This is a genomic window from Mycobacterium sp. SP-6446 (assembly GCF_001954045.1).
In the GTDB taxonomy this organism is placed as follows: Bacteria; Actinomycetota; Actinomycetes; order Mycobacteriales; family Mycobacteriaceae; genus Mycobacterium.
On record NZ_MBEM01000124.1, the window covers coordinates 112264 to 126414 of the forward strand.

Below are 14151 nucleotides of genomic sequence, written 5' to 3' on the forward strand. Positions count from 1 at the left end.
GAGATCAGGCGGCTGAGTCCTGGGGGCTGGCACAGTACTTGCACTTGTGCGCGGCCTCGGGGATGTCGGACATGCACTCCTGGCATGCCTTGGTCGAGGGTTCCTCCCCGAACACGGTGACCCCACGGCGGGCCTGGATGTGCCTGTAGGGCACGACGATCATGAAGTAGACGGCCGTCATGAAGACGATGAAGTAGATGATCGCCGAGATGAACGATCCGATGTCGAGGAAGGTCGCCTTGTTGCCTTCCTCGCCGAGCTGCCAACCCAATCCGAACTTGGTACCTGGCTGCACCGCCGCGACCAGCGGATTGATCACGCTGTCGGTGAAGGCCTTGACCAGGTTCGAGAAGGCCAGGGCCACAACCAGACCGATGGCCACGGTGATCACGTCACCGCGCATCACGAAACTCTTGAACCCCTTGAACACGTGCACACCTCCCGTACTGCCCGTTGCGAGGCAACATGACGCCGCCCGAGAAGACGGTACGTTCATTTGTGCGCGATCACACATTTCCCGGACGATTGGTCATCAAAGGTTGACCGCGCCGTGACGCCGGCAAACGTAAAACCTCGGTCGAATGTTCTCAACCGTGGTGTGGGGGCACGTTCTCGCGCAACCACTGCTCGTGCTCGTCGATATCCGAGTCGGGCTCGTCCGTTGACCTCTGAGCCGATTCGGCGCCGAAGACCGAGCCCTCCTCCTGCCGGTCGTGACCGGAGGGTCTGCTCGCAGCGGAACCTCGAGACAACCGGTTAGATCTCCAGGCTCGACAGCTGCCCGATGATCTGCGCGGCAAGCGGATTCAGCGTCGCCATCCCGTCGCGCACCGCGTAACGGGAGCCGGCGAGATTGACCACCAGCGTGCTTCCGGACACGCCGGCGAGCCCGCGTGACAACCCGGCGTCGATGATTCCCGCGGCGAGCCCCGAGGCGCGGATGGCCTCGGCGATGCCCAGGATCTCGCGGTCCAGGATGTCGCGGGTGGCCTCCGGCGCGACGTCGCGCGGCGTGACACCCGTGCCGCCGACCGAAACCACCAGGTCCACCCCGCCGATCACCGCCGTGTTCAGCGCGTTGCGGATCTCGACCTCGTCGGCCGCGACCGCCACAACACCGTCGACGACGAATCCCGCCTCGGTCAGCAGCTCGGTGACCAGCGGCCCACTGTGATCCTCGTCCCCGTGGGCGGTGCGATCGTCGACCACCACGACAAGAGCCCGGCCGACTACCAACTCCGCACCCGTTTCCATGGGTGACACCGTATATCCGAGCTCCGACAGCGGTTCATCGACTCTCATCACTGATCCGCCTTGCCAAGCGTGACCGGCACGGTGCGGCTGCCACCGCCGGGATCCTGGAAGGTCAGCGACACTTTGTCGCCCGGCGCCTTGGACCGCACGGCGGCGACCAACGCGTCGGCATTGTTGATCGGGCGGTCGTCGACCTTGGTCACGGTCACGCCCTTGGGCACTCCGGCGGTCGCGGCGGCGCCGCCCTGCACGACGTCGACGACCTTGGCGCCCGGGGTGGCCTTGTCACTGGTCACCTGGACACCGAGCGAGGCATGGGTGGCCTTGCCGGTGCTGATCAACTCGTCGGCGATGCGCTTGGCCTGGTCGACCGGAATCGCGAAGCCCAGGCCGATCGATCCGCTCTGGGCGTCGGGAGAATCGGCGCCCAGGGTGGCGATCGCCGAGTTAACGCCGACCAGCTGACCCTGCATGTTGACCAACGCGCCGCCGGAGTTACCCGGGTTGATCGCGGCGTCGGTCTGAATCGCGTCCAGCACCGTGTTCTGGTTGCCCGACTCGCCGGTCGTGGATACCGGTCGGTTCATCGCGCTGATGATTCCGGTGGTCACCGTGCCCGATAGGCCCAGCGGTGACCCGATCGCCACCACCGGCTGGCCCACCCGCAGATCCGATGAGGAGCCCATCGAAATCGGCGTGAGCCCCGACGTGCCCTGCACCCGGATCACCGCGATGTCGCTGGTGGGATCGGCGCCGAGCACCGTGAACGGCGCGGTGCGGCCGTCGGAGAAGGTCACCGTCGTCTTGGGCGGCGGACCACCGGCGGGTCCGCCCGGCCCGCCCGGGGCGTTCGGGCCGTTCGGCGGCTTGGCCGCGGCGGCGACGACGTGGTTGTTCGTCAGGATCAACCCATCCGCCGACAGGACGATGCCGGAGCCCTCTTCGGAGGCGCGGCCCATGTCCGTCTCCAACATGACGACGCTGGGCACCACCTTGGCGGCGACCTGTTCGACGCTGCCGGGCGGCATGTTCGCGGCCGGGATGCTGGGCGCGGCCCCCGGGATCAGTCCGGTGCCGCCGCCGCTCGCGGAGTGCGTGCCCAGCTCGACGACCGTGGCGGCGGCACCGCCGATGCCGGCCGACACCACCGCGATCGCGACCGCCCCGACCGTCAATAGGCCCGCGCGCGAACGCTTTTGGGGTGGGGGCGGCATCGGGGGCAGCATCCCGATCGGGCCGGTACCGGTCCCCCCGGGAATCGGGCCCCCACCCGTCCCCCCGGGTATCCGGCCCGGCCCGGTGCCGCCGGGTATGGGGCCCGGCCCGGTGCCGCCGAACGGCTCGTAGGGCTGACGGAACTGCGTGGTCTGCGTCGGCTGCGAGGGCTGCGACGGCTGATACCGCCAATCCAACTGCTGGTTGTACGGCGGCTGCTGCCCCTGGGCATAAGCGGGGGGCACAGGCTGATTAGGCGCGCGGTATCCCGGCTGCTGCGGCGGTGGCGAATACCTCGGGTCATTCGTCATGTCGCTAAGTCGCTCTTCCTCTAATTGGGCGTATGTCGGCTCGACTTGGCTCGATTTCCAACAGTAACTGCAACTACCTTGCCTGCGCCGACTGAGAGTCCACTGAGATAACGTTCGCCGAACCCCGAGAGTTCGCGCCGTTGCCAGGCACCGTCACGGCGGAGTCGGTCGTGGCATCGGAAGCGGGCGGGGGTTCCGTCGAAACCGGCATCGGCCGGCCAGGGAGCAGCACGTAAATCGATGTTCCCGGCGGCTGTCCTCCCGAAACCGTGTCTTCGATACGCAGCAACCCACCGTGGTTGAGGACCACCTTCTTGACGATCGCCAGCCCCAATCCCGAACCGGGCATCGCCCGCGCCGTCGTCGACCGGTAGAAGCGCTCGAACACCAAGCGACGCTCGTGCGGCGGGATGCCCGGCCCACGGTCGGAGACCACCAGCTCGGCGTGCGAGGGGTCGAGTTGGCGCATCGTGACACCGACACGACCGCCGGGCGGGCTCCACTTCGCCGCGTTGTCCATGAGGTTCAACGCCGCCCGCGACAACCCGGCGGCGTCGCCGTAGACCTGCCAGCCGATCACGTCGACGTCGAAGTGAATGTCGTTGCGCCGCCGCCTGACTCGCTCAAGGCTGCGATCGATGACCTCGGACATGTCGACGGTCTCGTGCACCACCTGGCCGGCGTCGTCCCGGGTTAGGTCCACCAAATCGCCCACCAGCGTGGACAATTCCTCGATCTGCGCGAGCACGTCGGCCCGCAGGTCGACCATCTCCTGCTCCGGCAGCCGCGGCGCCCCCGGCTCCATCGAGGCCATCAGCAGCTCGACGTTGGTACGCAGCGAGGTCAGCGGGGTGCGCAATTCGTGGCCGGCGTCGGTGACCAGCCGCGCCTGGTTCTCCCGCGACTCCGCCAACGCCCGCAGCATCAAGTTGAATGCCTCAGTGAGCCTTGCCAATTCGTCGCTGCCGAACACCGGGATGGGACGGAGGTCGTCGGTGCGGGCCACGCGTTCGGCCGCCTCGGTCAGCCGGGCCACCGGACGCAGACCGGCGCGGGTGACCATTCCCCCCGCCACCGCGGCCACCGCGACACCGATCCCCCCGACGATCAGCAGCACCCACCGCAGTTTGGTCATCACCGCTTCGGTCGGCTTGAGGCTCTTGGAGATCAGCAGCGAACTGCCGTTGGGCAGGTGGATGGCCAGGATCCGTTGGTCGGAGGCGGTGCGCCGCGACATGAACAAATCACCGCGGATCACGGCCTTCTCGGCCGCGCCGACCGGCAGCGTCTGGCCGGGCTGGTTGGCGGTGTAGATCGAGTGGCCCGGGTTCACCAGCATCGCGTTGACATCGGAATAGGCGGTGCCCTCGATGGCCTTGCCGGGGTCGGCGGCCAGCGATCCGCTGGTGATCAGCAGCTGCGCGCGGCTTTCCAACTGGTTGTCGATATCGCTGTAGAGCGCCGCCGAGATCACCGCGTAGACAGCGCATGCCATCAGCACGACGACCATCGCCACCATCGCCATCGCCAGCAGCATCACCCGCCAACGCAAGGACAACGAGCTGGTCGCTCGCAGCGGTGCGCGCCGGCGGTGGTGGAACCGGACCATCAGGGCGGCGTCTCCCGCAGGACGTAGCCAACCCCGCGCACCGTGTGGATCAGACGCGGCTCGCCATCGGCTTCGGTTTTGCGGCGCAGATAACCCACGTAGACCTCCAGCGCATTGCCCGAGGTGGGGAAGTCGAACCCCCACACCTCCTCGAGGATGCGGCTGCGGGTGAGCACCCTGCGTGGATTGGCGATCAGCATTTCCAGCAAGGCGAATTCGGTGCGGGTCAGGCTGATTCGGCGTTGTCCGCGGGTGACCTCGCGAGTCACCGGGTCCAGCGTCAGATCGGAGAACGTCATCGCGACCGACTCGGCGTCGTCGGGCTTGGTGCGGCGCAGCAGCGCCCGCATGCGCGCCAACAGTTCTTCGAGGGCGAACGGCTTGGGCAGATAGTCGTCGGCGCCGGCATCCAGGCCGGCCACCCGCTCGGAGATCGAATCGCGCGCAGTGAGCACCAGGATCGGCAGGTCGTCGCCCGTGCTGCGCAGTTGACGGCAGACCTCGAGACCGTCCAGCCGCGGCATCATCACATCCAGGACGAGCGCGTCGGGCCGGTCACTGGCAATCATGTGCAGGGCCTCGACCCCGTCATGGGCCAACTCGACCGAGTATCCATTGAACGAAAGCGACCTGCGCAGCGACTCGCGCACCGCGCGATCGTCGTCGACGACAAGAATCCGCACGGCCACTAGTTTCGTCCTAGCGTCTGAGAGCGGGCTGAGAGGCGCGCCGGTTTAGCCCGATCTCGTCACAGAGGTCACACCGGCATCTGCCCGGGAGGGGATGCCCTTTTGCCCGCCTCAGCGCGACAACTGCGCTAGACGCAGGAATTGTCGCTGTGAGGCGGGCGAATCGTGTGGCTGCCGGGCCAGATACGCATGTGGCAGCTGTGACGGCGCGACATTGGCGGTCGCGAAAACCCCTAGCGGCGGTCGAGGTCGATCAGACCGAGCCGGGCCGCCTTGAGCAGCCGACGGGGCAATTTGTGCTGCTGACCTGCCACCGTCACGCTCACGAGCTCGGTCTTGGTGGCCTTCCACTGGGCGCGGCGGCTTCGGGTGTTCGCGCGCGACATCCTGCGCTTGGGTGTGGCCATGGTCGGGCCTTACTCCTTGATCGGGGTTCGGGTCGGTCGGCCGAATGGCGACGATTGCCCATCAGAATAGTCGCTGGCCTGCTGGGCGCCAAAACGGCGGCCGCCGGAGCTTCCTGTCTTTCGGGAGCCGAGGCGGCCGGAGCATGCTGGTATTCACGCTGCTGTCGGCGTCCGGCTATGCTGACCTACCGGTTGGTTGGCTCGATCCCATCGAAGGGAGTGTGTGCATGGTCTCTCGCGCCGGCCCCGTCCGGATCGCGAACTGCTCGGGCTTCTACGGCGACCGGCTTTCGGCGATGCGCGAAATGCTCACCGGCGGAGACGTCGACTACCTGACCGGCGACTACTTGGCCGAGCTCACCATGCTCATCCTGGGCCGCGACCGGATGAAACACCCCGAACGCGGCTATGCGAAGACCTTCCTGACCCAACTCGAGGACTGCCTCGGCGAGGCGTGCGACCGCGGGGTGCGCATCGTCGCCAACGCCGGCGGACTCAACCCCGCCGGGCTCGCCGACGCGGTCCGCGCGCTGGCCGAGCGCCTCGGCATCGCGGCCCGGGTCGCCCACGTCGAGGGCGACGACCTGCAGCCGCGCGCGGCCGAGCTGGGGCTGGGCGCACCGCTGACCGCGAACGCCTACCTGGGCGCGTGGGGCATCGCCGACTGCCTCGACCACGGAGCCGACGTCGTGGTGACCGGGCGCGTCACCGACGCCTCGGTGATCGTCGGGGCCGCCGCCGCGCATTTCGGCTGGGGCCGCACCGACTACAACGAACTCGCCGGCGCCGTGGTGGCCGGCCACGTCATCGAATGCGGCATCCAGGCCACCGGCGGCAACTACGCGTTCTTCACCGAAGTGCCCGACCTCACCTATGCCGGCTTCCCCCTTGCCGAGGTCAATGCGGACGGGTCGTCGGTGATCACCAAACACCCCGGGACCGGCGGCCTGGTGAGCGTCGACACCGTCACCGCCCAGCTGCTCTACGAGATCACCGGCGCCCGCTACGCCAACCCCGACGTCACGGCCCGCATGGACAGCATCGAATTATCCGCCGACGGTCCCGACCGGGTGCGCATCAGCGGCGTGCTCGGCGAGCCACCGCCACCCACACTGAAGGTGTCGCTGAACAGCATCGGCGGGTTCCGCAACACCATGACGTTCGTGCTGACCGGCCTGGACATCGAGGCCAAGGCCGACTTGGTACGCCGCCAGCTCGAGGCCGCGCTCACCGTCAAACCCGCCGAACTGGAATGGACCCTGGCCCGCACCGACCACGCCGACGCCGACACCGAGGAAGCCGCCAGCGCGTTGCTGCGCTGCGTCGTCCGGGATCCCGATCCCGCCAACGTCGGACGCCAGTTCTCCTCGGCCGCAGTGGAATTAGCGCTCGCCAGCTATCCCGGATTCACCGTGACCGCCCCGCCGGGCGACGGCCAGGTCTACGGCGTCTTCACACCCGGCTATGTCGACGCCACCCAGGTGTCGCACGTCGCGGTGCACGCCGACGGCAGTCGCACCGACATCGCCTGCGCCACTGAGACTTTGGAGCTGGCATCCGCCGGTCCCCCGCCGCTACCGGACCCGCTGCCGACCGGCCCGACGCGGCGGCTGCCGCTGGGCCGGATCGCCGGTGCACGCAGCGGCGACAAGGGCGGCTCGGCGAACGTCGGCGTCTGGGTGCGCACCGACGAACAGTGGCGCTGGCTGGCCAACACGCTGACCGTCGAACTGTTCAAGGACCTGCTGCCCGAGGCCGCCGACTTCGACGTCACCCGCCATGTGCTGCCCAACCTGCGCGCGGTCAACTTCGTCGTCGAGGGCATCCTGGGTCAGGGAGTCGCCTATCAAGCGCGCTTCGATCCTCAGGCAAAAGGACTGGGCGAATGGCTGCGCAGCCGCTACGTCGACATCCCGACAGTGTTGTTGTGAAAGGGCTGCTGTGAATATCTGGACCACGCCGGAGCGCGAACAGCTGCGAAAGACGGTGCGCTCCTTCGCAGAACGCGAGATCCTGCCCAACGTCGACGAGTGGGAGCGCACCGGCGACCTGCCGCGCGAGCTGCACCGTCGCGCCGGAGCGGCCGGGCTGCTCGGCGCCGGCTTTCCCGAGGCGGTCGGGGGCGGTGGCGGGGACGGCGCCGACGCGGTGGTCATCTGCGAAGAGATGCATCAGGCCGGCACGCCCGGCGGCGTCTACGCGTCGCTGTTCACGTGTGGAATCGCGGTGCCGCACATGATCGCCTCCGGCGACGAGCGGCTGATCGATGAGTTTGTCCGGCCGACGCTGGCCGGCGAGAAGATCGGATCGCTGGCCATCACCGAGCCCGGCGGCGGCTCGGACGTGGGGCACCTGCGCACCAGCGCGGCGTTGGACGGCGACCACTACGTGGTCAACGGGGCGAAAACCTACATCACCTCCGGGGTGCGCGCCGACTACGTCGTCACCGCGGTGCGCACCGGCGGACCCGGCGCGGCCGGGGTTTCCCTGCTCCTGGTCGAGAAGGGCACGCCCGGTTTCGAGGTGACCCGCAAGCTGGACAAGATGGGCTGGCGGTCCTCCGACACCGCCGAGCTGTCCTACACGGACGTGCGAGTGCCCCGGGCCAACCTCGTCGGCGCCGAACACAGCGGATTCGCACAGATCGCGCAGGCCTTCGTCGCCGAGCGGATCGGCCTTGCCGCGCAGGCGTATTCGAGCGCGCAGCGGTGTCTGGACCTGACCGTGCAGTGGTGCCGCGACCGGGAGACGTTCGGCCGCCCGCTGATATCGCGCCAGTCGGTGCAGAACACGCTGGCCGAGATGGCCCGGCGCATCGACGTCGCCCGGGTCTACTCACGCCATGTGGTGGAGCGCCAATTGGCCGGCGAGACCAACCTGATCGCTTCCGTGTGCTTCGCCAAGAACACCGCCGTCGAGGCCGGGGAATGGGTTGCCAACCAAGCCGTTCAGCTGTTCGGCGGCATGGGCTACATGGCGGAATCCGAAGTCGAACGCCAGTACCGGGACATGAGGATCCTGGGCATCGGCGGCGGAACCACCGAAATCCTCACCGCATTGGCCGCCAAGACCCTGGGATTCCAATCATGACGGTATTGAAGTCCACCCTCGACCCGAAGGCCGACACTTATGCCGAGGCGGCGTCGGCCGCGAACGCGAAGCTGACCGAGATCGAGGCCGAGCTCGCCAAAGCGCTTGGGGGCGGCGGCCCCAAGTATGTCGAGCGTCATCACGCCCGCGGCAAGCTGACCGCCCGGGAACGCATCGAGCTGCTCGTCGACCCGGACTCCCCGTTCCTGGAACTTAGTCCACTGGCCGCCTACGGCAGTGCCTTTCAGATCGGCGCCAGCACGGTCACCGGCATCGGCGCGGTGTCCGGCGTGGAATGCATGATCGTCGCCAACGACCCCACGGTCAAAGGCGGCACCAGCAATCCGTGGACGCTCAAGAAGATACTGCGGGCCAACCAAATCGCCTTCGAGAACCGGCTTCCCGTCGTCTCGCTCGTCGAATCCGGCGGTGCGGATCTGCCGACGCAGAAGGAAATCTTCATCCCCGGCGGGCGGATGTTCCGGGATCTCACCCGGCTCTCGGCGGCCGGGATCCCCACCATCGCGCTGGTGTTCGGCAACTCCACCGCGGGCGGCGCCTACGTCCCCGGCATGTCCGACCACGTGGTCATGATCAAGGAACGCTCGAAGGTCTTCCTCGCCGGCCCGCCGCTGGTCAAGATGGCCACCGGCGAGGAATCCGACGACGAGTCGCTGGGCGGCGCCGAAATGCATGCCCGCACATCGGGTTTGGCCGACTACTTCGCCGTCGACGAGCTGGACGCGCTGCGGATCGGGCGGCGCATCGTCGCCCGGCTCAACTGGGTCAAACAGGGCCCGGCGCCCGGGCCCGTGACCGAGCCGCTGTTCGACGCCGAGGAGCTGATCGGCATCATGCCGCCGGATCTGCGCATCCCGTTCGACCCACGCGAGGTGATCGCCCGCATCGTCGACGGCTCCGAATTCGACGAGTTCAAACCGTTGTACGGGTCCTCGCTGGTGACCGGCTGGGCGCGGCTGCACGGCTACCCGCTGGGCATCCTGGCCAACGCGCGCGGCATCCTGTTCAGCGAGGAGTCGCAGAAGGCCACCCAGTTCATCCAGCTCGCCAACCGCTCGGACACGCCATTGTTGTTCCTGCACAACACCACCGGCTACATGGTGGGCAAGGACTACGAAGAAGGCGGCATGATCAAACACGGCTCGATGATGATCAACGCCGTCTCCAATTCGACCGTCCCGCACATCTCGTTGCTGATCGGCGCGTCCTACGGCGCCGGGCACTACGGCATGTGCGGGCGGGCCTACGATCCCCGCTTCCTCTTCGCCTGGCCCAGCGCCAAGGCCGCGGTGATGGGCGGCGCCCAGCTCTCCGGCGTGCTGTCGATCGTGGCGCGCGCGGCCGCCCAGGCCCGCGGGGATCAGGTCGACGAGGAAGCCGACGCCGCGATGCGCGCCGCGGTCGAAGGGCAGATCGAGGCCGAGTCACTGCCCTTGGTGCTGTCCGGGATGCTCTACGACGACGGCGTCATCGACCCGCGCGACACCCGCACGGTACTGGGAATGTGTTTGTCCGCCATCGCCAATGGCCCGATCAAAGGGACGTCGAACTTCGGCGTCTTCCGGATGTGAGCCTCATGGGAATCACTCGAGTGCTGGTTGCCAACCGCGGCGAGATCGCCCGGCGGGTCTTCGCCACCTGTCGGCGGCTCGGCCTGGGCACCGTCGCCGTTTACACCGAACCCGACGACACTGCCCCGCACGTCGCCGAGGCCGACGCGCGGGTACGGCTGCCCAAGACCAATGACTACCTGAACGCCGACGCCATCATCGCCGCGGCCCGCGCCGCCGGAGCCGACGCCGTACACCCCGGCTACGGATTCCTTTCCGAGAACGCCGAATTCGCGGCCGCCGTGCAAGAGGCCGGCCTGACCTGGGTCGGGCCGCCGGTGGACGCGGTGCGCGCGATGGGCTCGAAGATCGAGGCCAAGAAGCTGATGGCCGCCGCCGGTGTCCCGGTCCTCGACGAACTCGATCCCGACACCGTCACCGAGGACCAGCTGCCGGTGCTGGTCAAGGCGTCCGCGGGCGGCGGCGGCCGCGGCATGCGAGTGGTTCGCGAATTGTCGGCGCTGCCAGGCGAAGTCGCCGCGGCGCAGCGCGAAGCACAATCCGCGTTCGGCGACCCCACTGTCTTCTGCGAGCGCTACCTGCCCACCGGACACCACGTCGAGGTTCAGGTCATCGCCGACACTCACGGCACCGTCTGGGCCGTCGGGGAACGGGAGTGCTCGATCCAGCGTCGCCACCAAAAGATCATCGAAGAGGCGCCGTCGCCGTTGGTCGAGCGCACGCCGGGCATGCGCGCCAAGCTGTTCGACGCGGCCCGGCTGGCAGCCGGCGCCATCGGTTACACCGGTGCCGGGACGGTGGAGTTCCTCGCCGACGACGAAGGCGACTTCTACTTCCTGGAGATGAACACCCGGCTGCAGGTCGAGCACCCGGTCACCGAAGAGACCACCGGACTGGACCTGGTCGAGCTGCAGCTCGGGGTCGCCGAAGGCGGTCGACTCGATGCCGAACCCCCAGGGGGCCAAGGGTATTCGATCGAGGCCCGGCTCTACGCCGAGGATCCGGCGCACGGCTGGCAGCCGCAGGCCGGCGAGGTGCACACGATCGACGTGCCCTCGGTCGCAGCCGAGTTCGGCTCGCTGGGACGACGAACCGGGATCCGGTTGGACTCCGGCATCGTCGCCGGCTCGACGGTGTCGATCTACTACGACCCGATGCTGGCCAAAGTCATCTCGTACGCACCGACGCGACGTCAGTCCGCGTTGGTGCTCGCCGATGCGCTGGCCCGCGCCCGCCTGCACGGCCTGCGCACCAATCGCGAGCTCCTGGTGAACGTGCTTCGCCATCCGGCTTTTCTCGACGGCGCCACCGACACGGCGTTTTTCGACACGCACGGCCTGGCCGAGCTGTCCGCCCCGCTGGCCGACGACGCGACGGTCCGGTTGTCCGCGATTGCCGCCGCGCTCGCCGACGCCGCGCACAATCGCGCGACGGCCGACGTGTTCCCGTCGATCCCGGGCGGCTGGCGCAATCTGGCCTCCGGCTTCCAGGTCAAGAGCTACCGCGACGACGCCGACACCGAGCACCGGGTCGAATACCGGTTCACCAGAACCGGATTGGTGCTCGCGGGAGACGAGGCCGTGGGGTTGGTCTCGGCGACGCAAGATGAGGTCGTGCTGTCCGACGCCGCGGGTGTGGCCTGCAGTTTCGCGGTCGCGCGCTACGGCCACGACATCCACGTCGATTCCGCGCGCGGGCCCGTTCACTTAATCGCGCTGCCACGGTTCCCCGAACCCGGCTCGGCCGTCGAGCAGGGATCCCTGGTAGCCCCGATGCCCGGCAACGTCATCCGCCTCGGTGCCGCGGTCGGCGAGGCCGTCACCGCGGGTCAGCCCCTGATCTGGCTGGAGGCGATGAAGATGGAGCACACCATCACCGCACCGACCGACGGCGTGCTCACCCAGCTCGACGTCACAGCCGGTCAGCAAGTCGAAGTCGGCGCAGTCCTCGCGCGAGTGGAGGCGCCGTCCCAAGAAGGAGATCCGAAATGACCGATACCAGCTTCATCGAGAGCGAGGAGCGCCAGGCGCTGCGCAAGTCTGTGGCCGCGTGCGCGTCTGGCTACGGCGCCGAGTACTACCTGAAGAAGGCGCGCGCTCACGAGCACACCGACGAGTTATGGTCCGAGGCAGGCAAACTCGGCTTTCTCGGGGTGAACCTGCCCGAGGAGTACGGCGGTGGCGGCGCCGGTATGTACGAGCTGTCGCTGGTGATGGAGGAGATGGCCGCCGCGGGCAGCGCACTGCTGCTGATGGTGGTATCGCCGGCCATCAACGGCACGATCATCAGCAAGTTCGGTACCGAGGAGCAGAAGAAGCGCTGGATTCCCGCCATCGCGGACGGCTCGCTGACGATGGCCTTCGCCATCACCGAACCGGACGCCGGATCCAACTCGCACAAGATCATCACCACCGCCCGTCGCGACGGCAGCGACTGGATTCTCAAGGGCCAGAAGGTCTTCATCTCCGGCATCGACCAAGCGCAGGCCGTACTGGTGGTGGCCCGCACCGAGGAGGCCAAGACGGGCAAGCTGCGGCCGGCGCTGTTCGTGGTACCCACCGATGCTCCGGGCTTTACCTATACCCCCATCGACATGGAGCTGATCAGCCCCGAACGACAGTTCCAGGTCTTCCTCGATGACGTCCGGCTGCCGTCGGATGCGCTCGTCGGGGCCGAGGACGCCGCCATCGCACAGCTTTTCGCGGGCCTGAACCCCGAGCGGATCATGGGTGCGGCCAGCTCGGTGGGCATGGGGCGGTTCGCGCTGGAGAAGGCCGTCGACTACGTCAAGACGCGTAAGGTCTGGTCCACCCCGATCGGCGCGCACCAGGGACTGTCACATCCGTTGGCGCAGTGCCACATTGAGGTCCAGCTCGCCAAGCTGATGATGCAGAAGGCGGCGACGCTCTACGACAGCGGCGACGACATGGGCGCGGCCGAAGCCGCCAATATGGCCAAATACGCTGCGGCCGAGGCGGCCACGCGCTCGGTCGACCAGGCGGTGCAGTCGATGGGCGGCAACGGCCTGACGCAGGAATACGGAGTCGCCGCGATGCTGACGTCCGCCCGGCTGGGCCGGATCGCCCCGATCAGTCGCGAGATGGTGTTGAACTTCGTCGCGCAGACATCGCTGGGCCTGCCTCGGTCGTACTGATGGATGCCGTCGTCGAATATGCGGTCGACGGGCACGTCGTCCGGCTGACGCTGAACTCACCGCACAACCGAAACGCGTTGTCGGCCACGCTCGTCAGCCAGCTGCATCAGGGGCTGCGCGACGCCGCCGCGGACCCGGCGGTGCGGGCGGTGGTGCTTGGGCACACCGGCGGCACCTTCTGCGCGGGTGCCGACCTGAGCGAAGCCGGCGGCGGCGACCCCTTCGACATGGCCGCGGCCCGGGCCCGGGAATTGACCGCGTTATTGCGCGCCATCGTCGAGTCGCCACTGCCGGTGATCGCCGCGATCAACGGGCACGTCCGCGCCGGCGGGTTCGGGCTCGTCGGTGCGTGCGACATCGCGGTCGCGGGTCCGCGCAGCACCTTCGCGCTGACCGAGGCACGCATCGGTGTGGCGCCGGCGATCATCTCGCTGACGCTGCTGCCGAAGCTGTCGTCTCGGGCCGCCTCCCGCTACTACCTGACGGGCGAGACGTTCGACGCCGGCGAGGCCGCGGGGATCGGGTTGATCACCATGGCGGCCGACGACGTCGACGCGGCGATAGCGAAGGTGGTCGCCGACGTGACCCGCGGTTCGCCACAGGGTCTTGCGGCGTCGAAGGCGTTGACCACCGCGGCCGTGCTGGAAGGGTTCGATCGTGACGCTGAGCGGCTCTGCGAGGAGTCGGCGCGGCTGTTCGTCTCCGACGAGGCCCGCGAAGGGATGCTCGCGTTCCTGCAGAAACGTCCGCCTCGTTGGGCAAACGTCTAACGGCCCGCCGTCGCGACGAAAACGGCCCGACGATCGAGCGCGGCCGCGGCGGAAGATTGC

The 14151-nt window shown here is 68.2% G+C and carries 12 protein-coding genes; 6 read left to right on the forward strand and 6 right to left on the reverse strand.

Annotation, left to right across the window (positions count from 1 at the left end):
- Nucleotides 1–4: 4 nt before the first annotated feature.
- The 6 genes from A5736_RS10825 to rpmF form a co-directional block, all read right to left on the reverse strand.
- Complete coding sequence (locus A5736_RS10825; RefSeq protein ID WP_076246149.1) at nucleotides 5–430, reverse strand: MscL family protein; 426 nt, start codon at nucleotides 428–430, stop codon at nucleotides 5–7.
- Between the two features lie 326 nt (nucleotides 431–756).
- Nucleotides 757–1302 carry a molybdenum cofactor biosynthesis protein B gene (locus tag A5736_RS10830; protein WP_076128839.1) on the reverse strand — a complete coding sequence of 182 codons (546 nt, stop codon included), beginning with the start codon at nucleotides 1300–1302 and terminating at the stop codon, nucleotides 757–759.
- Nucleotides 1302–2780 (reverse strand): S1C family serine protease, encoded by a 1479-nt coding sequence (locus A5736_RS10835; protein ID WP_076246125.1) that lies wholly within the window; start codon nucleotides 2778–2780, stop codon nucleotides 1302–1304. The genes A5736_RS10830 and A5736_RS10835 overlap by 1 nt, the downstream gene beginning before the upstream one ends.
- A gap of 73 nt (nucleotides 2781–2853) precedes the next feature.
- On the reverse strand, nucleotides 2854–4389 hold the full coding sequence (locus A5736_RS10840) for a HAMP domain-containing sensor histidine kinase (RefSeq protein WP_076246127.1): 1536 nt from the start codon (nucleotides 4387–4389) through the stop codon (nucleotides 2854–2856).
- Entirely contained in the window at nucleotides 4389–5072 is a 684-nt protein-coding gene (gene mprA / locus A5736_RS10845) for a two-component system response regulator MprA (protein ID WP_076128871.1), read from the reverse strand. Before mprA ends, A5736_RS10840 begins: the two co-directional genes overlap by 1 nt.
- Nucleotides 5073–5311: 239 nt before the next feature.
- Nucleotides 5312–5485, reverse strand: coding sequence for a 50S ribosomal protein L32 (gene rpmF, locus A5736_RS10850; RefSeq protein ID WP_076057591.1), 174 nt, complete (start codon nucleotides 5483–5485; stop codon nucleotides 5312–5314).
- Nucleotides 5486–5712: 227 nt separating this feature from the next.
- Between rpmF and A5736_RS10855 the strand changes: the two genes are divergently transcribed.
- Genes A5736_RS10855 through A5736_RS10880 form a run of 6 tightly spaced genes read left to right on the forward strand, consistent with a single transcriptional unit; the run spans nucleotide 5713 to nucleotide 14091 of the window.
- Nucleotides 5713–7416 (forward strand): acyclic terpene utilization AtuA family protein, encoded by a 1704-nt coding sequence (locus tag A5736_RS10855; RefSeq protein WP_076246151.1) that lies wholly within the window; start codon nucleotides 5713–5715, stop codon nucleotides 7414–7416.
- Between the two features lie 10 nt (nucleotides 7417–7426).
- Nucleotides 7427–8575, forward strand: coding sequence for an acyl-CoA dehydrogenase family protein (locus A5736_RS10860; protein ID WP_076128845.1), 1149 nt, complete (start codon nucleotides 7427–7429; stop codon nucleotides 8573–8575).
- Nucleotides 8572–10167 carry an acyl-CoA carboxylase subunit beta gene (locus A5736_RS10865; RefSeq protein WP_076246129.1) on the forward strand — a complete coding sequence of 532 codons (1596 nt, stop codon included), beginning with the start codon at nucleotides 8572–8574 and terminating at the stop codon, nucleotides 10165–10167. Before A5736_RS10860 ends, A5736_RS10865 begins: the two co-directional genes overlap by 4 nt.
- 5 nt (nucleotides 10168–10172) lie before the next feature.
- Entirely contained in the window at nucleotides 10173–12158 is a 1986-nt protein-coding gene (locus tag A5736_RS10870; RefSeq protein WP_076246130.1) for a biotin carboxylase N-terminal domain-containing protein, read from the forward strand.
- On the forward strand, nucleotides 12155–13321 hold the full coding sequence (locus A5736_RS10875) for an acyl-CoA dehydrogenase family protein (protein WP_076246132.1): 1167 nt from the start codon (nucleotides 12155–12157) through the stop codon (nucleotides 13319–13321). The genes A5736_RS10870 and A5736_RS10875 overlap by 4 nt, the downstream gene beginning before the upstream one ends.
- A complete protein-coding gene (locus A5736_RS10880; protein ID WP_076246133.1) occupies nucleotides 13321–14091 on the forward strand; it encodes an enoyl-CoA hydratase family protein in 771 nt (256 codons plus the stop codon). Before A5736_RS10875 ends, A5736_RS10880 begins: the two co-directional genes overlap by 1 nt.
- Nucleotides 14092–14151: the final 60 nt, after the last annotated feature.